At 51.7% G+C, this 23,846-nt stretch carries 26 protein-coding genes; 2 read left to right on the top strand and 24 right to left on the bottom strand.

Going from position 1 to position 23,846, the window contains the following annotated elements; genetic code table 11:
* Window positions 1–90: 90 nt before the first annotated feature.
* From B5F07_RS01560 to B5F07_RS22540, 4 genes are all read right to left on the bottom strand, one after another.
* Window positions 91–1,131 (bottom strand): lysylphosphatidylglycerol synthase transmembrane domain-containing protein, encoded by a 1,041-nt coding sequence (locus tag B5F07_RS01560; protein ID WP_087159509.1) that lies wholly within the window; start codon window positions 1,129–1,131, stop codon window positions 91–93.
* The gene (locus tag B5F07_RS01555) at window positions 1,121–1,777 is read right to left on the bottom strand and encodes a hypothetical protein (protein ID WP_242972387.1); all 657 of its coding nucleotides are present in this window, start codon (window positions 1,775–1,777) and stop codon (window positions 1,121–1,123) included. The genes B5F07_RS01560 and B5F07_RS01555 overlap by 11 nt, the downstream gene beginning before the upstream one ends.
* 15 nt (window positions 1,778–1,792) lie before the next feature.
* The gene (locus B5F07_RS01550; protein WP_087159542.1) at window positions 1,793–2,833 is read right to left on the bottom strand and encodes a glycosyltransferase family 2 protein; all 1,041 of its coding nucleotides are present in this window, start codon (window positions 2,831–2,833) and stop codon (window positions 1,793–1,795) included.
* Between the two features lie 247 nt (window positions 2,834–3,080).
* Window positions 3,081–3,254: a hypothetical protein gene (locus tag B5F07_RS22540; protein WP_162613027.1), complete on the bottom strand. Its 174-nt coding sequence runs from the start codon at window positions 3,252–3,254 to the stop codon at window positions 3,081–3,083.
* A gap of 255 nt (window positions 3,255–3,509) precedes the next feature.
* Here B5F07_RS22540 and B5F07_RS01540 point away from each other — a divergent pair, with 255 nt between their 5' ends.
* Window positions 3,510–4,274: a hypothetical protein gene (locus tag B5F07_RS01540; RefSeq protein WP_087159507.1), complete on the top strand. Its 765-nt coding sequence runs from the start codon at window positions 3,510–3,512 to the stop codon at window positions 4,272–4,274.
* Here B5F07_RS01540 and mtnA read toward each other — a convergent pair.
* The 17 genes from mtnA to B5F07_RS01455 all read right to left on the bottom strand — a co-directional run bounded on the left by mtnA (window position 4,269) and on the right by B5F07_RS01455 (window position 18,277).
* Window positions 4,269–5,330 (bottom strand): S-methyl-5-thioribose-1-phosphate isomerase, encoded by a 1,062-nt coding sequence (gene mtnA / locus B5F07_RS01535; protein WP_242972386.1) that lies wholly within the window; start codon window positions 5,328–5,330, stop codon window positions 4,269–4,271. The two genes, B5F07_RS01540 and mtnA, sit on opposite strands and share 6 nt — an antisense overlap.
* 95 nt (window positions 5,331–5,425) lie before the next feature.
* A complete protein-coding gene (locus tag B5F07_RS01530) occupies window positions 5,426–6,331 on the bottom strand; it encodes a tyrosine-type recombinase/integrase (RefSeq protein WP_087159505.1) in 906 nt (301 codons plus the stop codon).
* A gap of 140 nt (window positions 6,332–6,471) precedes the next feature.
* Window positions 6,472–7,605, bottom strand: coding sequence for an aldo/keto reductase (locus B5F07_RS01525; protein WP_087159504.1), 1,134 nt, complete (start codon window positions 7,603–7,605; stop codon window positions 6,472–6,474).
* A 59-nt stretch (window positions 7,606–7,664) separates the two neighbouring features.
* The gene (locus B5F07_RS01520; protein WP_087159503.1) at window positions 7,665–7,865 is read right to left on the bottom strand and encodes a PTS ascorbate transporter subunit IIC; all 201 of its coding nucleotides are present in this window, start codon (window positions 7,863–7,865) and stop codon (window positions 7,665–7,667) included.
* Between the two features lie 23 nt (window positions 7,866–7,888).
* A complete protein-coding gene (locus tag B5F07_RS01515) occupies window positions 7,889–8,899 on the bottom strand; it encodes an SPFH domain-containing protein (protein WP_087159502.1) in 1,011 nt (336 codons plus the stop codon).
* A 125-nt stretch (window positions 8,900–9,024) separates the two neighbouring features.
* The gene (locus tag B5F07_RS01510; protein ID WP_087159501.1) at window positions 9,025–9,285 is read right to left on the bottom strand and encodes a transcriptional regulator; all 261 of its coding nucleotides are present in this window, start codon (window positions 9,283–9,285) and stop codon (window positions 9,025–9,027) included.
* Between the two features lie 113 nt (window positions 9,286–9,398).
* Complete coding sequence (locus B5F07_RS01505) at window positions 9,399–10,016, bottom strand: flavodoxin family protein (protein ID WP_087159500.1); 618 nt, start codon at window positions 10,014–10,016, stop codon at window positions 9,399–9,401.
* A 55-nt stretch (window positions 10,017–10,071) separates the two neighbouring features.
* Window positions 10,072–11,505 (bottom strand): GGDEF domain-containing protein, encoded by a 1,434-nt coding sequence (locus tag B5F07_RS01500; protein WP_087159499.1) that lies wholly within the window; start codon window positions 11,503–11,505, stop codon window positions 10,072–10,074.
* 165 nt (window positions 11,506–11,670) lie between these two features.
* Entirely contained in the window at window positions 11,671–12,681 is a 1,011-nt protein-coding gene (locus B5F07_RS01495; protein WP_087159498.1) for a GGGtGRT protein, read from the bottom strand.
* Between the two features lie 68 nt (window positions 12,682–12,749).
* The gene (locus B5F07_RS01490) at window positions 12,750–13,442 is read right to left on the bottom strand and encodes an iron-sulfur cluster assembly scaffold protein (RefSeq protein ID WP_087159541.1); all 693 of its coding nucleotides are present in this window, start codon (window positions 13,440–13,442) and stop codon (window positions 12,750–12,752) included.
* Between the two features lie 162 nt (window positions 13,443–13,604).
* Complete coding sequence (locus tag B5F07_RS01485; RefSeq protein WP_087159497.1) at window positions 13,605–13,961, bottom strand: VOC family protein; 357 nt, start codon at window positions 13,959–13,961, stop codon at window positions 13,605–13,607.
* A gap of 77 nt (window positions 13,962–14,038) precedes the next feature.
* Entirely contained in the window at window positions 14,039–14,563 is a 525-nt protein-coding gene (locus B5F07_RS01480) for a CinA family protein (protein ID WP_087159496.1), read from the bottom strand.
* A 3-nt stretch (window positions 14,564–14,566) separates the two neighbouring features.
* Entirely contained in the window at window positions 14,567–15,109 is a 543-nt protein-coding gene (gene pgsA, locus B5F07_RS01475) for a CDP-diacylglycerol--glycerol-3-phosphate 3-phosphatidyltransferase (RefSeq protein WP_087159495.1), read from the bottom strand.
* Window positions 15,106–16,428 (bottom strand): 30S ribosomal protein S12 methylthiotransferase RimO, encoded by a 1,323-nt coding sequence (gene rimO / locus B5F07_RS01470; RefSeq protein ID WP_087159494.1) that lies wholly within the window; start codon window positions 16,426–16,428, stop codon window positions 15,106–15,108. The genes pgsA and rimO overlap by 4 nt, the downstream gene beginning before the upstream one ends.
* A 62-nt stretch (window positions 16,429–16,490) precedes the next feature.
* The gene (rpoZ, locus tag B5F07_RS01465) at window positions 16,491–16,736 is read right to left on the bottom strand and encodes a DNA-directed RNA polymerase subunit omega (protein ID WP_087159493.1); all 246 of its coding nucleotides are present in this window, start codon (window positions 16,734–16,736) and stop codon (window positions 16,491–16,493) included.
* A 2-nt stretch (window positions 16,737–16,738) separates the two neighbouring features.
* The gene (gmk, locus tag B5F07_RS01460) at window positions 16,739–17,374 is read right to left on the bottom strand and encodes a guanylate kinase (protein ID WP_087159492.1); all 636 of its coding nucleotides are present in this window, start codon (window positions 17,372–17,374) and stop codon (window positions 16,739–16,741) included.
* A 24-nt stretch (window positions 17,375–17,398) separates the two neighbouring features.
* The gene (locus tag B5F07_RS01455; protein WP_087159491.1) at window positions 17,399–18,277 is read right to left on the bottom strand and encodes a YicC/YloC family endoribonuclease; all 879 of its coding nucleotides are present in this window, start codon (window positions 18,275–18,277) and stop codon (window positions 17,399–17,401) included.
* A 256-nt stretch (window positions 18,278–18,533) separates the two neighbouring features.
* Here B5F07_RS01455 and B5F07_RS01450 point away from each other — a divergent pair, with 256 nt between their 5' ends.
* Window positions 18,534–20,279 (top strand): Rqc2 family fibronectin-binding protein, encoded by a 1,746-nt coding sequence (locus B5F07_RS01450; RefSeq protein WP_087159490.1) that lies wholly within the window; start codon window positions 18,534–18,536, stop codon window positions 20,277–20,279.
* A 73-nt stretch (window positions 20,280–20,352) separates the two neighbouring features.
* Here B5F07_RS01450 and B5F07_RS01445 read toward each other — a convergent pair whose 3' ends face one another.
* Genes B5F07_RS01445 through pheA form a run of 3 tightly spaced genes read right to left on the bottom strand, consistent with a single transcriptional unit; the run spans window position 20,353 to window position 23,669 of the window.
* Window positions 20,353–21,177 carry a DUF6612 family protein gene (locus B5F07_RS01445; protein ID WP_087159489.1) on the bottom strand — a complete coding sequence of 275 codons (825 nt, stop codon included), beginning with the start codon at window positions 21,175–21,177 and terminating at the stop codon, window positions 20,353–20,355.
* Complete coding sequence (locus B5F07_RS01440) at window positions 21,174–22,493, bottom strand: ATP-binding protein (protein WP_087159488.1); 1,320 nt, start codon at window positions 22,491–22,493, stop codon at window positions 21,174–21,176. The genes B5F07_RS01445 and B5F07_RS01440 overlap by 4 nt, the downstream gene beginning before the upstream one ends.
* A 45-nt stretch (window positions 22,494–22,538) precedes the next feature.
* Window positions 22,539–23,669: a prephenate dehydratase gene (gene pheA / locus B5F07_RS01435; RefSeq protein ID WP_087159487.1), complete on the bottom strand. Its 1,131-nt coding sequence runs from the start codon at window positions 23,667–23,669 to the stop codon at window positions 22,539–22,541.
* Window positions 23,670–23,846: the final 177 nt, after the last annotated feature.

Here is a 23,846-nt window from a genome sequence, read left to right as displayed (position 1 = left end):
AATGTAAAAAGGATAACGCCTGAGATGCAGTACATGCCATCTGTATATTTTAATGGGGCCGTCCTACACAGACGCGCCCCATTTGAAGTTTCATCCTCTCTGCACCTGCCGTCTCCTCCGATCCAGTACAAACCGGTTCACCAGCACAACTCCCAGACTCACGATCAGCAGGAAATAGAAATTCAGTCCCCTGCTCACCAGCATGGACGGAATCAGATACGAGCCTGTGAATACCTGGGAGAACACCGCCTGGTACATCAGTTCCGTGATGCCCTGGGCGCCCGGAAGGGGTAGCATATCCACCGCAATATAGACCGACGCCTGCAGAAGGATCACGGTCATGGCGTCCGTCCCTTTCAGCCCGAATCCCAGATAAACCACATAGGTGAGAACGAACAGGCTGCACCGCTGCAGGAATGTCACCACAACCACTCCTGCAAGCCGTCCTTTATGCTTTCCGAGCCAGGTCACCGCCTGCTGATAACTCTCGATGAAACCGCAGATCTTCTCGTCCCGCTTCTGGGAAGGTTTCCAGATCTTCATGCGGATCAGTATCCCCTCAAAAAATTTCGCCGTCTTTAAGATTACTTTCGGGAAAAGCATCACACCCAGGATCAGAACGACCAGAATCACGTTGAGCATCAGCCCGAGAAGATACAACGGAAAATAAGAATTCAGCTCTGCACGCAGCGGATGATACCAGAACAGAAGGATACCGAATCCCAGTACCACCAGGACAAATTTGTAAACCACGGCAACCGTCATCAGCACCACTGTACTGTCTGACACCCGATTTCCGTCCTTATTCATGTAATAGAGCTGGATAGGCTGTCCGCCGGTGGCAGACGGAGTGATTCCGGAGTAGAAAAATCCGATAAAGGAATACTGAAAGCAGCGGAACAGACTGTTCTTCTTATCCCGCATGGCATTGAGAAGATACCAGATCATAAATCCTTCCGCACAGACGAAGAAAATCGCCAGCGCCACAGCCGGGATCAGGTACCAGGGCGACATTTTCGCCACAGACCGGGCGATCTCCGTAAGATCTCTTCCGCTGAACAGTGCATAGAAAGTCAGAAACATGACAAGCAGAAACACTGCAATATTCAATACTTTTTTCTTAACGCTCATAATGTCCCCCTCTGTATGTTCCCCTGCTTATGTACGCCCTGCTTCCATATGCCGTTCCCGCAAATGCCGGGCGGGCAAAATGGAATACCGGCGCCCTTTTCAGTCCCTGCTCCGCCGTATCCGACTCTGTCAGCTCCCACAGGCTTCCCTCGAAAATCTTCTGCTTCCCGGGATATTCATAGAAATCTTTCGGAGTCACCAGGGAAAAATGCTTCTCCCACCTGCAGATCCCCGCCTCTTCCAGAAGCTTTGCCAGGAAGGAAGAACAGGTATAATGATTTTTCTGATAAAACGGACGGTTCCAGAGAATAAACGGCAGTCCCAGAACCGCATAGTGATAGTGAAAACGGTTCTCCATGGCATCTTTCAGCCTCTCCTCAATGAACATTCTCTGCTCAGGCGTACACTCCACGCTGCAGATCATGTACTCTGCATCCGGAAATGCCCGGAGAATCCTGCGTTTGTCCTCTTTTTCAAATCCCGCAATCAGCGGAACCGACGGGTGTCTCCTGCCGATACTGTACGTCTCCTCCAGAAAAGGATCCAGCGACAGCGCCACATGAATATATTTCTGCCGGATCACCTTTCGTATCACTCCTGCAAAAAGTCCCGGTGTGTCAACGAATGCAATATATATCTGAGCCATAATTTCTCCACCTCTTTACTGGAACTGATAGATCTTCTTTGCAAACCGGTAGCCGCCTACTGTAATCTTCCCGCCCAGTCTGCCCGGCAGATAAGTCAGGCCGCTGACCGTGGAGCAGCGGAGCCGGTAATACAGCGCCCTGTCGTAATCCCGCACACGGTTCCACATATTTTTTCTCTTCTGCCATGCCTCCGCATTGTGGATCAGCAGGAGGTGAATCGATGAGATGGACAGCATGATCGAAATATTTCTCATCATGTAAACGGCAAGCTTGGGATATTTTTTCTTCACCTCGCCAAGATCGACACACCTGGCCACCATATCCGTCACTTTGATCTGCTGGTCGATCCTCTTCATCAGTACTTTCTCATTTACAGACTGATCGTCTCTCCCCAGATAATAATGGTAGAGATCCAGATCCATGTAGAAAATGCTTTCCACAAAAGGAAGGGGCTGATAGGAAAACAGGTTGTCCACGTAGAATGTATGCTCCGGCAGCTTTACTCCGGATTTTCTCAGCACATCCGTCCGGAACATCAGCGCGTGCATGATCAGGTACTGGGACGGGCGGAAATGTCCGATGGTATTCCAGTTACACATCTTCCGGTCTGGGAACACGTTGCGGTAGTCCATCACCCGGCTCGTCCCCTCGTCCAGATGGTCATACACATAATTGCAGACGAACAGATCCGGGATATCTTCCCCGAATTCACACCTTCCTCCGCCGCAGAATTCCTTAATCTGTCCGAGCAGCTGCAGGCAGGCGTTCTCATCCAGCCAGTCATCCGAGTCCACAACCTTAAAATAAATTCCCTGTGCCAGTTCCAGTCCTTTATTCACCCCGGAACCGTGTCCGCCGTTTTTCTTATGTACTGTACGAACAATATCGGGATATTTCACGGTATATTCATCGGCGATCGCCGCTGTTCCATCCGTGGAGCCGTCATCGATCAGAATAATCTCCACATCCTTTCCTCCCACAAGCAGAGAATCCACGCAGCGTCTCATATAGCTCTCGGAATTATAACATGGTACGGTAAATGTCACATATTTCATAACAGTCATCCTCTCTTTTATCTCGTTTCCTTTATCACACATTCCAGATTTCATTCTGTCTCTTTTTCTGTCTGTTTTTCATCCTGTCTCTTTCGTGTTTCGAACTATTCAGGATCTGATTTTATTGTAAAGTGGGCTTCTTAAGATAACTGCATGGTATTCCTTAAGAAAATAAAAAGATTTTAAAAAATTCCGAAGAAGATTCTCCCTCGTTTCCCCGTCACGGTACTTCTGACGGCCCGCCGTTCTATTTTCCCCATCTGGCAAGCACCCGGTCGGCAGCCGACCAGATCCCGGATACCATGAGCATAATCACACCGATGGGAACCGCTACCAGCACCACCGCCGCAAGGACAAGCCATCCGAGAAAAGTTCCGATTCCTCTGCTTTTTCTTTCTTTTTTCTCTTTATAATTTTTCATTCTGATCTCAGCCTCCTGCAAAAACATGCCTGTGTCTTTCCTCTTTCTTTTTACGGTTTTATGATAGCAGATCCGCCGGAATCACTGCCATTCAAAGGGCTTACATTTTTCCTCCCGGGGCTTACACTTTTGTAAGATAAGCTTTCTCATAATCTAAAAAGTTTTTGAAATTTTTGCAGGAAAGGTTGAGAAATAACTGAAAAAGTTATAACATAAGCTGACAGTAAAGCATCAGAAAGAAAGCGAGGAATTTTCATGAAATCAGACAAGAAATTTTCCGATGTATTTGACGATGATTTTGAAGTCACCTATGAGGAAGAACCGGACGTCGGCTTTACAGACAGTGAATCCCCCGAAGCCGTTTTCACGGAAGACGAGCCGGATACCGCCATCTCGGATGAAGAACCTTATTTTGAAGATATTGATGAAACAGGCAGTGACTATGATACCGCTCCTCTCTCCGGTTACGGCGAAGACCGGAGCAGCCGCTCGAAAAGGCGGGGAGGTGTTCCCCTTGCTGCTCCCATAAAGAAAGGTGGGAAACTGCTCTCCCGCCTGGCCAGCGCGCTGATCCGTCAGCTCTCACTGATCCTGATCATCGTAACGGCTGCCTACGTAACCTATAATTTCTGGCGTGCAAGCACACCCTACGGAGATATTCTTGAGTCCGTGCAAAGCAGAAGCATTACCATGACACTGGCAGCATATCTGAGCTGTGTCGCAATCTTCGTTCTGTTCGAACTGATCTCCCTGCTCTGGGCGATGACACGGACACGGGTTCACGATGGAATACGCTCCTGGAAGGAAGATACGGGGAGAGGGCTGTTCTCCTTTGTCGTCGTCTTTGCCGTATCTTATCTGTCCTTTTTCCTGGCCCCCCATCTTCCGGATTCGCCGGAAGTGATCTATGGACTGAAAGGGGCGCTGAACGTTTACGGTTCCCTCCACAATGCCCTTTTCGGGCTGTGTGCGGCGGGAGTCATCTCCTGTCTTGTGAGAAGATACAAGTCCAGCTCATAATTTCTCAGAAAAAAGCCGGCGCAGATTCACATCATAGGGCGGGCGCACCAAGCCCCGCTCCGTCACGATGCCGGAGATCAGACTGTGATCTGTCACATCAAAAGCCGGATTATAACACCTGACCTGCAGCGGTGCCTCCGGCTCCCGGTAAAACCTGCTGCGGATCTCCTCCGGATCTCTCAGTTCGATGGGAATATCTGCTCCGGACGGACATTTCATATCAATGGTGGATGTGGGGCCCAGAACATAGAACGGTATACCGTAATATTTCGCCAGAACCGCCACTCCGCTTGTCCCGATCTTATTGGCCGTATCGCCGTTTGACGCCACCCGGTCGCATCCCACAAAACAGGCGTTGATCCACCCGTTTTTCATGACCATGGAAGCCATGTTATCGCAGATCAGCGTCACGTCGATCCCGCTCTTCCACAGCTCGTATGCGGTCAGCCTCGCCCCCTGCAGGAGGGGACGTGTCTCATCTGCAAAGACATGGAACTTCATCCCCCGCTCTGTTCCCACATAGAGTGGCGCCAGGGCAGTTCCGTATCCGGTGGCTGCAAGAGCTCCCGCATTGCAGTGGGTGAGGATTCCGTCACCGTCTTTGAGCAGTATCAGCCCGTGTTCTCCGATGGCCCGGCACATGGCTTCATCTTCCGCCTGGATCTTCCGGCTCTCCTGCAGAAGCAGTTCCCGGATCTGCTCCACCGGCTTTTCCCGGTTTTTCGTGACAACTCCCTCCATACGCTCAAGAGCCCAGTTCAGATTCACAGCCGTAGGCCTGGAAGAATCCAGATATTCTTTATACCTGTGAAACTGTCTGTAAAAAGTGCTGTAATCATCTGTACAGATTTTCCTGGACAGAATATAGATTCCGTATGCAGCGCAGACACCGATTGCCGGAGCTCCCCGGACTTTCAGCCGGAATATGGCGTCATAGATCTCCTCCGCCGTGCCGAGTTCCAGCCAGACCTCTTCATTCGGCAGCCTGGTCTGATCCAGAATCACAAGACGGCTCCCTTCCGGACTCAGCTCAACATTTTTTATCTTCTCGTTCATTTCTGTTACTCCTCCTTTCATATTTCCGTCATCCGGATTCCCCTGCTTCTGCTCCGGTATCGTGCCCGCCCCGGTACGACTTTTCCCCCTCCCCGCTAAGGCTTCTCAATCCTGACTTTCACCAGATCGCCGGCATGCTTTCTCAGGTTCCCGCGATAGGCGGTTCCCCGGTAACGCCGGATCTGCTGCTGTGTCCGCCCCATCTGTCCTGCCACCTCTTCTGCCGAAGCGCCGTAGGCAAACAGATTGAAGGCGCAGCAGTTCCGCACCGCCTCGGCGCTGTATCCGGGTGTTCCCGCCAGCGTGCAGTATTTCTTCATCATACGGCTGATATACATCCCGTTGAGCCGTCTGCCGCTGCGGTTGTAAAACAGACTCCCGTGAGGCTCGCGCAGGCTCATGTAATCCGACAGGATCTCCCAGGCGTCCCCGGGTATATAACATGGCTCCCGCCTGGATTCCAGATAAACATAAGCGCCATCGTCGTAGAGGGCAAAGTCATCCTCGCCGTTCAGGGAGATAATCTCCGTGGAGGAAAGTCCTGCCCGGTACATCAGCGTCAGGATCGTGTACGCCATCCTGTCGCCGGCTGCCGCCTTCAGAATCCGTTCCATGTCCTCCACCGGTACGGACCGGGCAAGATTCTTCTCCTTAGCCAGAGTCTTAAGCCAGGGATAAAAGTAATCCTCTTTCACTATGTCCCCTGCCGTCTCCCCGCCTTCCGGCAGTCCCAGGCAGAACTCCGAGAAGGAATGCAGTTCCCGGAACTTTTTTGTCACCGTAAGGGGACCGATACGCCCCTCTTCCATACGTTTCCGCATAAAATTATAATATTCCCTGACATCGCTGCTGTCAATCTCCGCGAATTTCCTGCCGGTAAAAGTGCAGAATTCCCGCATATCCGATTCATAAGAAGCCTTTGTCGTCTCGCTTTTAAAGCGTGCGCAGAACAAATTCCAGATTTTCGTATTGACAAATGCTCCAGTATCGTTTTGGCTCATCGGCTGACCCTCCCTCCGCTTCGGCGAAGCAGATTTTATAAAATGTTATTAGTATTATTCATACTATAACATTTTGTGAGAGAAAAAACAAGTCCGGGGAATCGATGGGGCTCCCCGGACCGGTTTTGTATACCGCCTGTTTACATATTCAGCTTCGCGGCAAAATCTGCCATTGCCTCCGAGATCTTAATCTGCTGCGGACAGACCGCATCGCAGCTCCGGCACCCGATACATGCCCCCGGCAGTTTGTCCTTATCATAGGAAGCCAGCGCCATGGGTGCGATAAAGCCTCCCTCCGTAAAACAGTGCTCGTTGTACAGGGCAAGCAGTTCCGGAATGTCCAGTCCCTGCGGACAGTGGCTTACACAGTAGTGACATGCTGTGCAGGGAAGCACTTTCTTTTTCAGCATCCGGTCCGCGATCCCCAGAAGTGTCTCCAGCTCTTTCTCCGTCAGCGGCCTGTCCTCCTCAAAGGTATGGATGTTGTCCTTAAGCTGTTCCATATTGGACATACCGGAAAGTATCATCTTCACACTCGGAACGGACTGCAGGAAACGGAATGCCCACGCCGGGATCCCTTCATCCGGGCGAAGCGCTTTCAGAGCCTCCTCGTCTTCTTTCGCAAGGGCGGCAAGCTTTCCTCCCCGGAGCGGCTCCATCACCCACACCGGGATTTCGTACTCGGCGAGAAGCTCCACCTTTTCCCTCGCGCCCTGGAAAGTCCAGTCCAGATAGTTGATCTGAAGCTGGCAGAACTCCATGTCTTTTCCGTAAGCCTCCAGGAAACGTTTGATCACATCGTAGCTGCCATGTGCGGAAAATCCGAGATGGCGGATGCGCCCTGCCCTCTTCTGCTTCATGAGGTATTCGTAAATTCCGTATTTCTCATCCAGATAAGCATCGATATTCATCTCGCATACATTGTGGAAGAGATAAAAATCGAAATACTCCACACCGCACTTTTTCAGCTGCTCTTCAAAGATCTCTTCCACTTTATCCATGTTGGACAGATCATATCCCGGAAACTTGGTCGCCAGGAAGAAACTGTCACGGGGATATTTCTTCAGAGCGTTCCCGATCACCGTCTCCGACATCCCGTTGTGGTATCCCCAGGCGGTATCGTAGTAATTGATTCCCTGCTCCATGGCATAATCAACCATCTGCTCTGCCGCCCTGACATCTATCTTCCCGTCATCCCCGTCGATCACGGGCAGGCGCATTGCTCCAAGTCCGAGGGCCGAAAGTTTCAGGTTCTGAAATTCTCTGTAAATCATCGTGTTTTCCTCCTTCAGTCAAATTTTATCATATCTCCTCATGTCAGATGTTACTCATGTCAAATGTCAAGTTCCGGTGGTTCATCCAGGTTTTCCGGCACATACTTTCCGTTTTTCTTTCTCTGGCGGACGCATTCCGTCAGAAGATACTCGATCTGCCCATTGACCGAGCGGAAATCATCCTCCGCCCAGGCAGCAATCGCATTGTACAGCTTTTCCGACAGTCTGAGCGGTATCTGTTTTTTTCTGTTATCTGCCATATCGGATATCTGTCACCCTTTCACTAATACAGGCTTCCGGAATTGACAACCGGCTGGGCATCCCGGTTACCGCACAGCACCACAAGCAGATTGGATACCATGGCAGCTTTCCTCTCTTCGTCCAGCTCTACCACGCCGTTCTCGCTCAGGCGCTCCAGTGCCATCTCCACCATGCCCACTGCGCCGTCGACAATCATCTTCCTTGCATCCACAACTGCGGATGCCTGCTGGCGCTGCAGCATCACCGCCGCAATCTCCGGGGCGTAAGCCAGGTAGGTAATGCGGGCTTCGATAATCTCCAGTCCCGCCTCTTCCACTCTCTGCTGAATCTCATCGCGGATTCTCGCCGCCACGACTTCACTGGATCCCCGCAGGCTTCCCTCGTCGGCAATGCCGTCTCCCGTCGTATCCACATTGGGAGCCACATCATAGGGGTAGATCCGCACAATATTGCGCAGAGCCGTATCGCACTGGAGGGACAGATACTCTTTATAATTGTCCACATTGAACACTGCCTTCGCCGTATCCACGACGCGCCACATCACAGCGATCCCGATCTCCACCGGATTTCCCAGGCAGTCGTTGATCTTCTGCCTGTTGTTGTTCAGCGTCATAATCTTCAGGGATATCTTCTTTCCCGCAGCCTGGGCATTTTTTTCCGCGCCGGCAGTCGGAGAACCGTTCTTCCCGGTGTCCACGTCTCCGCTCTGGTTCAGATGGGTAGCCGCGGCGGGGTTCACCGCACTGCAGAACGGGTTCACATAGTAGAATCCCTCTCCTTTGAGGGTTCCCACATACTTTCCGAAAAGTGTGAGAACAAGAGCTTCCTGGGGCTTGAGGACTTTCAGCCCGCAAAACGGGATCCATCCCAGACACGCCCACAAAATACCAATGACAAGCAGCGGAATTCCTTTGTCATCTCCAAGCAGAGCACCACCTGTGAAGCACAGCACGATCACTCCTATGTAAAGAATAAGGGTCAGGAACAGCATTGCCATCCCGTTCTTCCTGTTAGTCAGTATCTTTTCATTCATGAAATCTCCTCCTTTCGCAACTCTGCCGCCGGAACGCAAGCAGAAGTTCGCAAAACGCTAAAACATTAAAGTGATATCATAATGATATCACTTTAATGTTCCCCTGTAAAGAGACTTCACAAAATTTACTCTTCTGCTGCCTTTGTCTCTGCAGCTTTCGCCCTTGTGGATCTTCTCCTCTTCTGCTTTCTCTCCTCCACGTTCTGGTCAAGCTTTTCCATCTCCACCTTATAGGCCATCAGGCGGAGAAGATATGGCGGAACCCGTCTGTTTCCCAGTTCCCAGTCCTGAAATGTCCGGTATGGAATTCCGAAATATTCCGAGAACTGCCGCTTGTTCATACCCGTACTCAGTCTTAAGTTGATAAGTTCTTCTCTTGCTTCCATTTTTAATTACCTCCTTACAAACACGCGCTGTGTATGTATATACATTAACACATCCGGAGTGAACTTACAAGCATTATTTCACAATTTTAAAAATTTTTTCATCCGGCACCTTACTACCGCACAAAATTCGTGAAACAAGGCTCCTCTTTCTCCGGAAGACCGTACTTCTCTCTGCCAAGCGCAATGCTCTTCATAAGAAAAGCCATATTCCGCGCCAGAGTCCGCATCGTCTGGAGCCCTTCCGGATCCCAGGCTGCCTCCCCCGGTTCTCTTCCGTGGATGCTGTTCCAGTACTGGCTGGAAGCCACCGGCATGCCGCAGATGGTAAAATATTTATTGAGCTCGTCAAATGTAGCCGACAGTCCCCCTCTTCTGGCAGCCACTACGCTCGCCCCGACCTTCATGGATTTGTCAAAGGAGGTGCTGTAGAACAGGCGGTCCAGGAAAGCGATCAGTGTCGCATTGGCGGACGCATAGTATACCGGGCTGCCCACAACAAGACCGTCACACTCTTCAAACTTCGGCGCAGCCTCGTTTACAAGGTCATCAAAGACGCACTTTCCCTTGCTGAAACAGGAATTGCATGAGATACACCCGCGGATATCCTTGTTTCCAACATGGAGCATCTCCGTCTCAATTCCCTCCTGTGCGAAAATCTCTTCCATCTCATGCAGGGCAATATATGTATTTCCCTTTGCATGCGGACTCCCGTTAATCAACAGTACTTTCATATTTATCTGACTCCTTTCCTTTTCCCGTATGTTTTCGTATAGGTTCCGGATTCCATCAGGGCAGTGTCTGCACTGCCGGGCACTCTGCCTGATCCCGTAACCGGTAACCGAGCACGTACTGGTCTTTTCCTTTCTTCTTCGCCTCATAGAGAAGCCTGTCTGAATTTCGGTACAGCTTGTCAATGGAGAAATCCTTTTCCACGGGGATCACACCGGTACTGCAGGTAATCTTTTCCCCGCGAACCCGGATCCCGCTGATGTCCCTGCGGAGTTCTGCCAGCAGTTCTGCTATCTCTTTTCTGTCCACAGGCCTGACAATCAGACCGACAAACTCATCTCCTCCAAGTCTCCCGAGAATTCCCATATTGCCGAAATTTCTGCGAAGGCAGACTGCAATTTCCCTGAGCACTCTGTCGCCTGCGGGATGGCCATACCGGTCATTGACCTCCTTGAAATGATCGATATCCAGAATAAAGAAACAGCCTGCTTTTCCCTCCCGGGAATAATCCATATTCCTGAGCAGCTCCTCCCCTTCCTGGAAGAACTGCTTCCGTCCCAGAAGTCCTGTCAGCCCGTCCAGCCTGGCTTCATAGTACAGATAGTTAAAATTCTTCTGGTGCAGGGTAATGACCAGAATCATGATGACGGAAAGCGCAATCATTCCAAGCATCAGCTGAATCTGCAGATGTGTCAGATCGTAGGATATCTGATCCGAAAGGGAAAATCCATAATATTCCATAACACTCCCGATCCTGTCAATAAAGTAGACCACCACGCTGGCTGAGGCCAGAAGCACAATCACCAGAACAAATGCAATAATCCGCCTGCCGTGTTCGGCCTCGGAATTGATCCGGTCTACCCTTCGGATCCGTTCTACAAATTTGCCGCAGAGTTCCGTTTTCCGGAACAGATAACAGAATATCATAATCCCGTCAATAATCAGAACTGTGGGAATATAATCCCAGCGCTTCAAATCACTCACAGTGTCTGCCACTGTCATGCCTGTTTCCGGAAAGAGGAGCTGCATAAAGAGATACACACAGAAAGCGTGCATCGTTCTGCCCAAACTGGAGACAATGATAATACCCGGAAGCGGGTGTGCTGCCCTGCGGACAGCTTTGTACAGAAGTCCGGTCAGCAGCCCGAAGAAAGCTCTTGAACCGACACTCAGCAGGATGCTCTGCAGCGGCTTTCCACTCATAAAAGGAGAGAACACACTGTCCGCGTCTCCGATATAGAAGGCTGACGCCTTCCACATGGAAGCCAGGCCGAAAACAGCAGCCACGGCAATGGACTCTTTCGTCCCGAGCAGGCATCCCGCAATCAGAACAGGTATATATACAAACGTAAGAGAAATCGGCTCAATATGAATATATCCCACTGATGAAAACGACATGAAAAGTTCCACCGCGATCAGACAATACAGCAGATACCTGCTGCTTGCTTTTTCTTTATACTCTTTTCCGTACTCACTTAAAGGAATCTTCATAAGCTGGCATTTCCTTTCCCAATATCACAGACTTTTCTAATGAATATGTTAGGCTATTTTCCCGGAAATTTCAACAGAAGAATCAGGAAAGACGAACGAAAAACCGCACCAACCAGAAACTGATCCGTGCGGTCTTTCATTCTTATCTTCTGTTCCGTGCAAAACTTAGAACTTGCCTGCCTTGGAAGCCTCTTCGATGCTTACTGCAACGGCAACTGTCATACCAACCATCGGGTTGTTTCCTGCTCCGATCAGGCCCATCATTTCAACGTGAGCCGGTACGGAAGAGGATCCTGCGAACTGTGCATCGGAATGCATACGTCCCATTGTATCTGTCATACCGTAGGAAGCCGGACCTGCTGCCATGTTGTCCGGGTGAAGAGTACGTCCTGTACCGCCGCCGGAAGCAACGGAGAAGTATTTCTTTCCTGCCTCAACACACTCTTTCTTGTATGTTCCTGCAACCGGGTGCTGGAAACGTGTCGGGTTTGTGGAGTTTCCTGTGATGGAAACGTCAACGCCCTCTTTCCACATGATTGCAACGCCTTCGCGTACATCGTTTGCTCCGTAGCAGTTTACTTTGGAGCGGAGTCCGTCAGAGTAAGCGATTCTCTGTACTTCTTTGAGCTCTCCTGTGTAGTAGTCATACTCTGTCTGCACATAGGTGAATCCGTTGATTCTGGAGATGATCTTCGCCGCGTCTTTTCCAAGACCGTTCAGGATAACACGAAGCGGTTTCTTGCGGACTTTGTTTGCCTTCTCCGCAATACCGATCGCACCCTCTGCTGCTGCGAAGGACTCATGTCCTGCCAGGAAACAGAAGCAGTCTGTGGACTCTTCCAGAAGCATCTTTCCGAGGTTTCCGTGTCCCAGACCAACTTTACGCTGATCTGCTACAGATCCCGGAATACAGAAAGCCTGAAGGCCTTCTCCGATTGCAGCTGCTGCGTCCGCCGCAGTTCTGCATTCTTTCTTGATTGCGATTGCCGCGCCTGTGATGTAAGCCCAGCATGCGTTCTCAAAACAGATCGGCTGGATGCCTTTGATCTGGTTGTATACGTCCAGTCCGGCATCTTTTGTGATCTTCTCTGCCTCTTCCAGAGAAGCGATACCATAGCTGTTCAAAACTTCATTGATTTTATCAATTCTTCTTTCATATGATTCAAATAAAGCCATTTATATATCCTCCTGAATTATTTACCTTTGCTGAGATTTTTCAAAAGCTTCGCTCCGCCCGGAAAGAATTACTCCTGACGCGGATCGATGATCTTCACTGCATCGTCAACACGGCCATACTGTCCTTTTGCTTTCTCCCACGCATCGTTCGGTGTATCGCCCTTCTTAACGAAGTCTGTGAATTTTCCAAGGTTAACGAACTGGTATCCGATGATCTCATCGTTGGCATCCAGTGCGATACCTGTTACATAACCCTCTGCCATCTCAAGGTAACGGGGACCTTTTGCAAGTGTGCCGTACATTGTACCAACCTGGGAACGAAGTCCTTTTCCAAGGTCCTCAAGTCCTGCACCGACTGCAAGTCCGTCCTCGGAGAATGCGCTCTGTGTTCTTCCGTATACGATCTGAAGGAAGAGTTCTCTCATTGCTGTATTGATTGCATCACAGACAAGGTCTGTGTTCAGTGCCTCTAAGATTGTCTTGCCCGGAAGGATCTCTGCCGCCATAGCTGCGGAATGTGTCATTCCTGAACATCCCAGTGTCTCTACAAGAGCCTCCTGGATGATGCCTTCCTTGACATTAAGTGTCAGTTTACATGCTCCCTGCTGAGGTGCGCACCAGCCTACACCGTGTGTAAAACCGGAAATATCTTTGATTTCCTTTGCCTGTACCCATTTCGCCTCTTCCGGGATTGGAGCCGGTCCGTGATTCGCGCCCTGAGCCACCGGACACATCATTTCTACTTCATGTGAATAAATCATGTTAAAACTCCTTTCAATATGTATGATTTTCTTCCCATATGGCACATCTGCATCCGCCACCTGACGCGGATATCCTGCTGTATGCCCCATACAAAGACATTTTCGCATAATTTCCGACATTCGTCAATTATCACTTTGACAAATTTCTGTCAGAATTGCATCCTATTTTTTCACCAGATGTACGGCAAAGCCTCCGATCTCCTCTTTCAGATAGATCGCCGTCGTCTTTCCGTCCTTTGTTTTCGCGGATTCCATATTAAATTCCACGCCCTGGCTCTTTAAGTACTCCACTGCCTCATCCACGTCCGTGGTGCCGATGGCAATGTGGCCTTTTTCTCCCAGATACGGCGTTTTCATGGCCTCAACCGCGGTTCCGGCGAACACCGAACTGTTGCCGACTTTTTTCGTAAACCCGAAAATCTCGTCGAATCTGTCTGCAACCGCACAGGCTTCCTCCTCGTTCTGGCAGTTGATTCCCACATGTTTGATTTCAAATCCCAGTTCTTCCAGCTGGCTCATTGTTCATGACCTCCTTTGTTCCTCAAGGGAAAATATGTTTTGTATATGCAAAGCAGCGTTTTGCGGCTGCGTCTGCTTTAAGGGTTCCGGCGCTCCTCCAGCGCCTCTCTTAACATCTCCAGGGCCGTCTCTACCGTGTGGAGGCGGTTCTCCATGCGGTTTCCGTCAAAATGGCACTCCTTCACCTGGGTGCTGCCATCCAGAAAACATCCCACATAGACAAGCCCCACCGGCTTCTTTGCCGTTCCGCCGCCGGGACCTGCGATTCCCGTGGCGCTTAGGGCCGCGTCCGCGCCTGCCGCCCGGGCTGCCCCCTCCGCCATCTCTCTTGCCGTCTGTTCGCTGACGGCGCCGTACTGCAGCAGAGTTTCCCGCTTTACACCCACAAGCCGTTCCTTTGCCTCGTTGGAATAGGTCACATACCCCTCCCCGAGCACGTCGGACGCCCCTGCCACGTTGACCAGAGTACCGGCGATCAGCCCGCCTGTGCAGGACTCTGCCGTTGTCACCGTCAGATGCGCCTCCTGGAGCAGACGGACCACCGCCTCCTCCAGACTCTCCTGTGATGCCTCTTTCTCACGCAAATACCATTCCAGATACATGTCTTACATTCCTCCCTGTGTCAATACCTGTCTGTTTTTCCATATATAGTCGATCAGGGATACGATCGTCAGGATCAGCGCCACCCAGATCAGGATCTGTCCGATCACATCGAACACGCCGCCGAAATCTGCGATCAGCACAATAATCATCGCCATCTGGAACACGGTCTTGAACTTGCCCCAGTAGCTGGCGGCGATCACAATGCCGTTGTCTGAAGCAACCAGACGGAACCCGCTGATGATAAATTCTCTCGCGATAATCACGATGACGATAGCTGCGTCAAGCTGCCCCGACGGGATCAGGCAGATCATGGCGGAGCACACAAGCAGCTTATCCGCCAGAGGATCCATAAATTTTCCGAAGTTTGTCACCAGATGATACTTCCTGGCGATCTTCCCGTCCAGCATGTCCGTCAGGCTGGCAACCACGAAAAGGGCAAGAGCAATCCATCTGTTCGCCGCGCCCCCCACATCCGTGAGCATGAAAAACACAAAGAAAGGAACCATAATCACCCGCAGAACGGTAAGTTTATTTGGCAAATTCATAATAACTCTCCTATCAAATCGTAATCTAAGGCTCCGGTCACTTTCACCCTGGCGAAATCACCGGAGAGGAGTTCTTCCTCCGTGTTGATAAAGATCAGGCCGTCCACATTGGGGGCATCCCGGTACGTGCGCCCCACATAGGCGTTCTCATCCGCCACTTTTCCCTCGATCATCACGAGCACTTCCCTGCCCACCATGGACTCGGCGTTCTCAAAAGCAATCTCCTGCTGCAGTTCCATCAGTTCTGCCTGCCGCTCTTCCTTCACTTCCTCGTCGATCTGATCCGGCATCTCCGCCGCCGGCGTTCCCTCCTCGGGCGAGTAGGTAAACACGCCCAGACGGTCAAACTCCGTCTCGTCCACGAACTCCATGAGCTCCTCGTGCTGCTCCTGTGTCTCTCCGGGGAATCCGGTAATCAGGGTGGTTCGTATACAGATATCCGGAATCTCCCGGCGGAGTTTCGCGATCAGGTCCACCAGTTCCTGATGGGATGTCTTTCTTCCCATCCGCTTCAGGATGCCGTCGCTTGCATGCTGGATCGGCAGGTCCAGATAGTGGCAGACTTTCTCTTCCTCTTTCATCACCTGTATCAGCTCGTCCGTGATCTCCTCCGGATAGCAGTAGAGGATGCGGATCCAGCGGATTCCGCTGATCCGGCAGAGTTTCCTCACAAGAGTGTGGAGGCTCTTCTCGCCGTACAGGTCTTTTCCGTAGATGGTCGTCTCCTGAGCCACCAGGATCAGCTCCTTCACCCCCTGTTCTGAGAGTTCCTCCGCCTCACGCACCAGGCGTTCCATGGGAACGCTCCGGTAGTTTCCGCGGATCTTCGGGATAATGCAGTAGGTACAGTGCTTGTCACACCCCTCTGCTATCTTGAGATAGGCGTAATGTCCCCCGGTGGTCACAAGCCGTTTTACATCGGGCAGCGGAAGGTCGTCGATGCCGGAGAGAATCACTTCATGCTTTCCCTCCAGAGCGGCGTCCACCGCATCCAGAATCCGGTCATAGGCTGTCGTGCCCAGGACTTCATCCACCTCCGGGATCTCATCCAGGATCTCCTGCCGGTACCGCTGTGCCAGACATCCCGCCACAATCAGAGCTCCCAGCTGCCCGTTCTTCTTAAGTTCCGCCATCTCCAGAATATTCTGGATGCTCTCCTCCTTGGCGTCATGGATAAAGCAGCAGGTATTGATGACAGCCGCATCCGCCTGCGTCTCGTCATCCGTCATCTCATAGCCCCGGGAGGCAAGCAGCCCCAGCATGACCTCGGTGTCCACCAGGTTCTTGTCACACCCCAGGGAGATAAACAGTATCTTCATCTCACATAATCCTCCTGTCAGAAAAAAGGCAGATACCACTTGTGCATCTGCCCTCTTTTATTCTATTCTTCTTCCACGCTCTCTGCCAGGATCTTTAACTTGCCTTCATTGAGCTCCTCGATCGCGATGGAAAGCGGCTTCTCCTTATCCTTCACCGGAACAAGAGGAAGTTCTCCGGCAATCAGCTGTCTCGCGCGCTTGGATGTGGCCATCACAATCGAATAGCGGCTGTTTACAACCTTTGTATCACCTTCTTCAACGTCCTTGTTCACTACCTTCATCAGATCCGTATAAGATGGATGCAGCATAATCAGTCTTCTCCTTTCAGATTTTCCAAATCTTCTTTTATTTTCTCCATAAACTTCCGGTTGCGGAAACTTCTGTGGTGCTCCCCCTGGATGATGCTGTGCATCTCTTCCACACAGGCATCCAGGTCATCGTTGACGATCAGATAATCGTAGCTGTCCATCCCCTGCGCTTCCTCGCAGGCACGGCTTAAGCGGGACTCGATCACATCCATCGTCTCTGTACCTCTGCCGACCAGGCGGGACTTGAGTTCCACAGCCGTTGGCGGCGTTACAAACAAAAGCAGAGTATCCGGAAATGCCTTCTTCACTTTCAGGGCGCCCTGGATCTCGATCTCAAGGATCACGTCCATACCCTCCGAGAGCTTCTTCTCCACATACTCACGCGGTGTTCCATAGTAATTTTCCACGTACTTAGCATACTCTATCAGCTCGTTTTTGGCAATCATTTTTTCAAATTCTTCTTTTGTTTTGAAAAAATATTCCCTTCCGTCCTGTTCCCCCTCCCTCGGCGCACGGGTCGTCGCGGAGATGGAGAGCGCATAGTTCTGCGGGTACTTCTGAAGCAGTGCCTTCATCAGCGTTCCCTTGCCCGATCCGGAAAATCCGGACACAACGATCAGTATTCCCTGTTTCTCCATAACTCTCATCCTCTTTTCTCTGCTTTACTCAATATTCTGGATCTGCTCCCGGATCTTCTCGATCTCCGTCTTCAGGCTGATAGCGCGGTTGGAGACTTCCAGATCGTTGGCCTTGGAGAGGATCGTGTTGGCCTCCCGGTTCATCTCCTGGGCGATAAAGTCCAGCTTCCGGCCGATGCCCTCATCTTCCTCCAGGGTATTGCGCATATGGCTGATATGGCTCTTTAACCGGACCACTTCCTCATCGGTGCAGATCTTGTCGGCAAACAGGATCACTTCTGCCGCGATTCTGTTCTCCTCAATCTGGGTGTCTGCAAGAAGCTCGCGGACCTTCTCCTCCAGCTTCTTCCTGTATTCTTCCACAATCTGCGGGGATCTCTCCTCTATGAAGGCAACCTGTTCCTCCAGAACATCAAGTTTGGAGAGAATATCCTTCTTCAGGTTCTCTCCCTCTGCTGTCCTGGTCTCCACAAACTGGCCGAAAGCCTTTTCCAGAGCTTCCTTCAGTCCGTTCCACAGTTCTTCCTCATCCTCGGTCTGCTCCTCCATGGTAAAGACCTCCGGATACCGGGAAAGGGAGGAAACCTTGATATCATCCTCCAGATGGAACTCCTCCGCCATCTGTCTTAAGTAGCGCAGATATTCCCCGGCAACCACCGGGTTGTATTTCACGGAAACCTGCGCCTGGGAGGAATCCTCATAGGTAATGAAGATATCGACCTTTCCCCTGTTGGCGTAGGATTTCAGCAGGGTACGGATTGCCGTCTCGAAAAAATTAAGTTTCTTCGGCATGCGGATGTTCACATCCAGATAGCGGTGGTTCACGCTTTTCAATTCCACCGTAAATTTTCTGGAATCCCTTAACACTTCACTCCTGCCGAAACCTGTCATACTTTTTATCATGGTAATCATCCTCTGTTGTTGTCATACCGGGCGCGCATGCGCAGACCGGCTTATGGTATTATACCCCCTTTCAGGGGGATTGGTCAACCGGACAATGTAAAATGGCACCGCACAATGTAAAACAAAAAATAACCGTGAAATGTTTCGCGTCCCCGGAAATCATGGTATAATAATTCTGCTCTGCGCAGACCGGGCTTTGTCCGCGTTTTCTTCGCTGCACAGAGAATTTATTTTATTCAGAAAAGAGGAAATAACCATGGCTTTTGACGGTATCGTCGTGGCAGACCTTGTCCACGAATTTAATACGGTTCTTACAGGCGGACGGATCTCAAAGATCGCCCAGCCCGAATCCGATGAGCTCATGCTCACCATAAAGACTCCCGACGGTCAGAAGAGGCTTACGCTCTCCGCCGACGCCTCCCTGCCCCTTGCCTGTCTGACGGAGGATAACAAACCGGGGCCGATCACCGCCCCCAATTTCTGCATGCTTCTGCGCAAGCATATCGGCGGCGGACGGATCATCCGGGTCTGGCAGCCCGGACTGGAGAGGATCATCCACTTTACCATCGAGCATCTCGACGAGATGGGGGATCTGTGCCGGAAAGACCTCGTGGTGGAGCTCATGGGAAAACACAGCAACATCATTTTCTGCAGGGAGGACGGGATGATCATCGACAGCATCAAGCACGTCTCCGCTCAGTTAAGCTCCGTCCGGGAAGTGCTTCCGGGCCGGCAGTACTTTATCCCGGACACCCTGCACAAGGCAGATCCCCTCAACGTGTCGTTTGAGGAATTTCTTCCCCTGCTCACGGGAAAGCCCATGCCTCTCTCAAAGGCCGTTTATACAAGCTTTACCGGGATCAGCCCGGTGACTGCCGAGGAGATCTGCTTTCTGGCAGGACTGGACTCGTCCATTCCCGCAAAAGAGTATTCCGGGGATGTGCTGCGCCACCTGTACAACCAGTTCTGCATCTATTTTTCCGCGGTGAAGGAGAACCGTTTTTCCCCGGCCGTATACTACGACGGCAGGGAGCCCAGAGAGTTTTCCGCCCTGCCGCTGACCCATCTTTCCGGGTATACCAGACAGGAGTTCGCCTCCATATCAGACGTGATAAGGACCTACTACTCCACCCGCAGCCAGCTCACCCGGATCCGCCAGAAATCGGCAGACCTGCGTCACGTGGTTCAGACTGCCCTGGAACGGAACCGGAAGAAATACGATCTGCAGCTCCGCCAGTTAAAAGACACAGAGGACCGTGACCGCTACCGGGTCTACGGGGAGCTGATCAACACCTACGGCTACAACCTGCCGGAGGGCGAGAAGAAACTGGAGGCCCTCAACTACTACACAAACGAGATGGTATCCATCCCCCTGGATCCCACCAGGACGCCCCAGGAGAACGCCCAGCGCTATTTTAACAAATACAACAAGCAGAAGCGCACCTTCGAGGCTCTCTCCCGCTTCTGCGAGGAGACCCGGGAGGAGATCACCTATCTGGAATCCATCCAGACCGCCCTGGACATCGCCCTCACGGAAAGCGATCTCGCAGAGATCAAGGAAGAGCTTGCCTCCACCGGGTACATCCGGCGCAGGCAGACCCGCAAAAAGGAGAAGATAAAAAATGAGCCTCTCCACTACATCTCCAGCGACGATTTCCACATGTATGTAGGGAAGAACAATCTTCAGAACGACCGGCTGACCTTTGACTTTGCCTCCGGGAACGACTGGTGGTTCCATGCCAAACAGGCTCCCGGCTCCCACGTCATCGTAAAGACCGAGGACGGCGAACTGCCGGACAGGACATTTGAGGAGGCAGGACGGCTGGCGGCCTGGTATTCCAGCATGCGTGGCAGCGAAAAGGTAGAGATCGACTATGTACAGAGAAAACAGATCCGGAAACCGAAAGGAGCAAAACCGGGATTTGTCGTGTACTATACCAACTATTCCCTGGTGATCGACAGCGATATCAGCGGCATCAGAAAAGCCGGGGAAGAGGGCTGATCTTCCGTTTTCCCGGACGGGCCATCAGGCAAATTCGTCATCCGCGCAAAACCGGCGGCGCAGACCAGAAGATCTACGCCGCCGCATTTTTCACTTCTTCCGGGACCTCAATAGGTTCCACCTTATCATAATCGGTAAAGACAAGCTCGATGGAATACAGATTCACTTTTGTCGTCTCCCCGAAGGAGTCGTAAAGTTCATTGAGCACTTCGCTCATATTCACATGGATTCTGGCAGGGAGCATCTCATCCCTGTAGAGGTCGAAGATCACCGGAATATTCAGTTCCCGGACCGCCTCCTCGCTGGGCAGGTCCACCAGACCGAAAGCGTTGATCATATCCTTCCCCAGGAGTCCCATCAGCTCTTCTCCGGTCACTTCCCCGTACATCTGATAACACTCTTTTCCCTCCACAGTCACAGGTTCCTTCGAGAGATGGAAGGATTCCATCGCCTCACCTTCCCGGGCAAAGATATTGCCGTCCAGTCCCAGATGGTTCTCAGCGGCCGTCTCACTTACCTCTTTCTCCCAGTTTCCGTCGATGCTGCTGTAGGTCACATACTCCCCATCCTCCACCACCTGGTAGATTTCAAGATCTGCCTCCACCTCCGCGTCACGGATATTGACGGAGGCCCTTCCCCCGGCGTGTCCGGCAGGCGGCTCGGTGGTATTCTCGATGGTCATCTCCAGGTTGACCTCCCGCAGTTCGAGCACATCTTCCAGCTGGATTGCCACCTCCACATAGTTTGCCGAGGAAGAGACGTTATGCAGTTGTTCCGCCGCCTCATCCAGAAGCTTTCCGGCACTTAAGCCGGTACAGCCGCTCATGCAGACGGCACAGCACAGAGCCGTGGAGAACGCTCCGACCCTGCGCGCAAGATCTCTCACCAGTTTCTTCATCCGATCTGCTCCTGTTCCTCCTGCGGTGCCTGACCGAGAAGATAATCCACAAACTGCTGCGCTGTTCTTCCGGAAAGGCCTCCATGGGAGAGTTCCCATTTGTTGGCCTCCAGATAAAGCTCATCCAGCGGCATGTGTATTCCGCCTTTTTCTGCGAGGACGCGGACAATCTCCTGGAACTCCTTCTTATCCGGAGAGCCGAAATAGATGGTAACGCCGAATCTTGCCACAAGGGAAAGCTTTTCCTGCACTGTGTCGTTTGTGTGGAGTTCCTCATCCCGGTCCGCCTTGTCGCGGAATGTCTCCCGGATCAGGTGTCTCCGGTTTGAGGTAGCATAGATCAGCACATTCTCCGGCTTCTTCTCCAGGCCACCCTCGATGACCGCTTTCAGGTATTTATATTCAATCTCAAATTCTTCAAAAGAGAGGTCATCCATATAGATGATAAACCGGTAGTTCCGGTTCTTGATCTGTGCAATCACATCGTTGAGATCCTTGAACTGATGCTTGTACACCTCGATCATCCTGAGTCCCTGGTCGTAATACTGATTCAGGATTGCCTTGATGGAGGAGGATTTCCCCGTTCCGGCGTCCCCGAAAAGCAGACAGTTGTTCGCCTTTCTCCCCTCCACGAATGCTTTCGTGTTATCGATCAGCTTCTTCTTGGCGATCTCATATCCCACCAGGTCGTCCAGATGGACATGGGCGATGTTGGTGATGGGCACGATCTGCACGCCTTTGTGTTCCGGATGTTCCACCCGGAACGCTTTGTGAAGTCCCAGTTTGCCGACGCCGAATTCTTTGTAAAACTGAGTGATCCCGTCCTTGAACTCCCGGGCGCTTTCCGCTTTTCCCAACACCCGGCTCAGATCGCAGATCCGGTCCCTCACCCGGCGGTTGTAGACTTTTCCGCCGCTGTTTCCGTTTTTATAGTCCAGAAGGATCTCCATGCAGGATGCGTCAAGCCGCTCCTCCATGGCAGTAAAGTCGTAGTCAAACAGTTCCTTGAAAATCGCAAAGTCGTGGAGGGCAATCTCATTGATGCTCCCTCCCGTCTCTCCCACGATCTCGCAGGAAGTACTGTAGGCGTTCTCATCATTTGCCAGCAGATAGGTGAGGTAGGTGTGCCAGAGGTTTCCCTCGAACCCATGGCTCACAGACAGCTCGAGAAGCCGGTTCACACACTCAAAAAGCAGGCTTCGGAGATCTTCCCTGTTGTAGTATTCACTTTCATAGTTTTCCATAAGAAAGGTCATATCCTTAAGGATCTGGCCGGATTCCATATTTTTGTAAAGCATCAGCTCACTGGTGCGCATAATCTTTCTCCTTCCTCTTGCGGCTGAAAAAAGTTCAGCCCCGTACTAATAATTTCCCAGAATCTTCAGATTCGTTGTCTCTTCCCTCAGGCCGCGGAGTGCATTCTTCACCGCCGCGTCCTCCATATTTCCCTCGAAATCCACGAAAAACCGGTATTCCCACTGTCTTCCCTCGATAGGCCTGGATTCGATCTTCGTCATATTCAGGTCATTGTAGATAAAATGGGACAGAATAGCGTACAGCGATCCGCTGGTGTGGGGAACCTCGAAACGGATACTGATCTTGGAGGCATCCTTCAAGAAGATCTTCTGGTTCGTCACCACGATAAAACGGGTGGAATTGTCCGGTTCATCATTGATCTGGTCCACCAGTACGCTTAAGCCGTGGATCTTCGCGGCATAGGCGCTGCACACGGCCGCCTGGGTCTTATCCTGGTCTTCCAGGACTTTCTTCGCCGCAATCGCCGTGTTCACCACACTGATTCTCTGCCATTCCGAATGGTCGTCCAGAAAATGGGTGGTCTGCATCAGGGCTTCCGCCTTGGAATAAACTCTCCGGATATCCGAAAGTTTTGTCCCCGGCAGTCCAGCCAGCGTATGGACAACCGGCAGGATTGTCTCCGCAACAATATAATTTTCAAATTCATCCAACAGGTCGTACATCTCGTTGACCGGACCTGCCGAGGAGTTCTCAATCGGGAGAACCGCATAGTCCGCCGCTCCCTCCTCGATGGATTCCATGGCCTCCCGGAAGGTCCGGACGTGGAAACTGTTTACATCCTCCCCGAAATACTGCTGCATCGCAGCCTGCCCGTAGGCGCCTTCCGTTCCCTGAAAGACTACCCGCACATTCTTCCTGTCCAGGTCATCCACCCGGATAAAGGGAAGCCTTCCCAGGGCGCCCGCAGCCACAAGCTGTTGGTACTGGAGCTTCCTGCTCATGGACATGAGCTGCTGATAGAGCTCCCGGATACCTTTCTTATTGAACTCTCCGGTGACCTTCGAGGCCACATCGTTTAATTTTTCCTTCTCTCTCTGGCGGTCGTATACCTTGCGCCCTGCCTTCACTTTATACTCACCGACCTCCTCGCAGATCTCCATCCGTCTCTGAAAGAGATCCGTGATCTGATCGTCGATCCCGTCAAGCTGTTCTCTCAATTCTTCCAGTGTTCTCATTTATCTTCTGCTCCTTCAAAACCTTTTGCGATTTTCGCCTCCGTCCGCTCCTCGCGCTCAGCCCGCAGTCCTGCGGACCGCGGGCTGTCGTTGCACTCTCATAGCAGCTTTCTGTCGGCTGATGGTCTGCCAGCAGCCCTCAGCCGCCATAAACCTCCTGCGCTCGTCGCTAAGAAC

Origin of the sequence: Lachnoclostridium sp. An169 (genome assembly GCF_002160525.1) — a bacterium.
GTDB lineage: Bacteria > Bacillota > Clostridia > Lachnospirales > Lachnospiraceae > Mediterraneibacter > Mediterraneibacter cottocaccae.
This window is presented reverse-complemented; position numbering and strand designations above follow the sequence as displayed.

What these genes read in the sequence shown, in the direction of transcription:
- B5F07_RS01560 (WP_087159509.1), bottom strand. Translation starts at nt 1,131, where the DNA reads ATGAGCGTTAAGAAAAAAGTATTGAATATTGCAGTGTTTCTGCTTGTC.
- B5F07_RS01555 (WP_242972387.1), bottom strand. Translation starts at nt 1,777, where the DNA reads ATGGCTCAGATATATATTGCATTCGTTGACACACCGGGACTTTTTGCA.
- B5F07_RS01550 (WP_087159542.1), bottom strand. Translation starts at nt 2,833, where the DNA reads ATGAAATATGTGACATTTACCGTACCATGTTATAATTCCGAGAGCTAT.
- B5F07_RS22540 (WP_162613027.1), bottom strand. Translation starts at nt 3,254, where the DNA reads ATGAAAAATTATAAAGAGAAAAAAGAAAGAAAAAGCAGAGGAATCGGA.
- B5F07_RS01540 (WP_087159507.1), top strand. Translation starts at nt 3,510, where the DNA reads ATGAAATCAGACAAGAAATTTTCCGATGTATTTGACGATGATTTTGAA.
- mtnA (WP_242972386.1), bottom strand. Translation starts at nt 5,330, where the DNA reads ATGAACGAGAAGATAAAAAATGTTGAGCTGAGTCCGGAAGGGAGCCGT.
- B5F07_RS01530 (WP_087159505.1), bottom strand. Translation starts at nt 6,331, where the DNA reads ATGAGCCAAAACGATACTGGAGCATTTGTCAATACGAAAATCTGGAAT.
- B5F07_RS01525 (WP_087159504.1), bottom strand. Translation starts at nt 7,605, where the DNA reads ATGATTTACAGAGAATTTCAGAACCTGAAACTTTCGGCCCTCGGACTT.
- B5F07_RS01520 (WP_087159503.1), bottom strand. Translation starts at nt 7,865, where the DNA reads ATGGCAGATAACAGAAAAAAACAGATACCGCTCAGACTGTCGGAAAAG.
- B5F07_RS01515 (WP_087159502.1), bottom strand. Translation starts at nt 8,899, where the DNA reads ATGAATGAAAAGATACTGACTAACAGGAAGAACGGGATGGCAATGCTG.
- B5F07_RS01510 (WP_087159501.1), bottom strand. Translation starts at nt 9,285, where the DNA reads ATGGAAGCAAGAGAAGAACTTATCAACTTAAGACTGAGTACGGGTATG.
- B5F07_RS01505 (WP_087159500.1), bottom strand. Translation starts at nt 10,016, where the DNA reads ATGAAAGTACTGTTGATTAACGGGAGTCCGCATGCAAAGGGAAATACA.
- B5F07_RS01500 (WP_087159499.1), bottom strand. Translation starts at nt 11,505, where the DNA reads ATGAAGATTCCTTTAAGTGAGTACGGAAAAGAGTATAAAGAAAAAGCA.
- B5F07_RS01495 (WP_087159498.1), bottom strand. Translation starts at nt 12,681, where the DNA reads ATGGCTTTATTTGAATCATATGAAAGAAGAATTGATAAAATCAATGAA.
- B5F07_RS01490 (WP_087159541.1), bottom strand. Translation starts at nt 13,442, where the DNA reads ATGATTTATTCACATGAAGTAGAAATGATGTGTCCGGTGGCTCAGGGC.
- B5F07_RS01485 (WP_087159497.1), bottom strand. Translation starts at nt 13,961, where the DNA reads ATGAGCCAGCTGGAAGAACTGGGATTTGAAATCAAACATGTGGGAATC.
- B5F07_RS01480 (WP_087159496.1), bottom strand. Translation starts at nt 14,563, where the DNA reads ATGTATCTGGAATGGTATTTGCGTGAGAAAGAGGCATCACAGGAGAGT.
- pgsA (WP_087159495.1), bottom strand. Translation starts at nt 15,109, where the DNA reads ATGAATTTGCCAAATAAACTTACCGTTCTGCGGGTGATTATGGTTCCT.
- rimO (WP_087159494.1), bottom strand. Translation starts at nt 16,428, where the DNA reads ATGAAGATACTGTTTATCTCCCTGGGGTGTGACAAGAACCTGGTGGAC.
- rpoZ (WP_087159493.1), bottom strand. Translation starts at nt 16,736, where the DNA reads ATGCTGCATCCATCTTATACGGATCTGATGAAGGTAGTGAACAAGGAC.
- gmk (WP_087159492.1), bottom strand. Translation starts at nt 17,374, where the DNA reads ATGGAGAAACAGGGAATACTGATCGTTGTGTCCGGATTTTCCGGATCG.
- B5F07_RS01455 (WP_087159491.1), bottom strand. Translation starts at nt 18,277, where the DNA reads ATGATAAAAAGTATGACAGGTTTCGGCAGGAGTGAAGTGTTAAGGGAT.
- B5F07_RS01450 (WP_087159490.1), top strand. Translation starts at nt 18,534, where the DNA reads ATGGCTTTTGACGGTATCGTCGTGGCAGACCTTGTCCACGAATTTAAT.
- B5F07_RS01445 (WP_087159489.1), bottom strand. Translation starts at nt 21,177, where the DNA reads ATGAAGAAACTGGTGAGAGATCTTGCGCGCAGGGTCGGAGCGTTCTCC.
- B5F07_RS01440 (WP_087159488.1), bottom strand. Translation starts at nt 22,493, where the DNA reads ATGCGCACCAGTGAGCTGATGCTTTACAAAAATATGGAATCCGGCCAG.
- pheA (WP_087159487.1), bottom strand. Translation starts at nt 23,669, where the DNA reads ATGAGAACACTGGAAGAATTGAGAGAACAGCTTGACGGGATCGACGAT.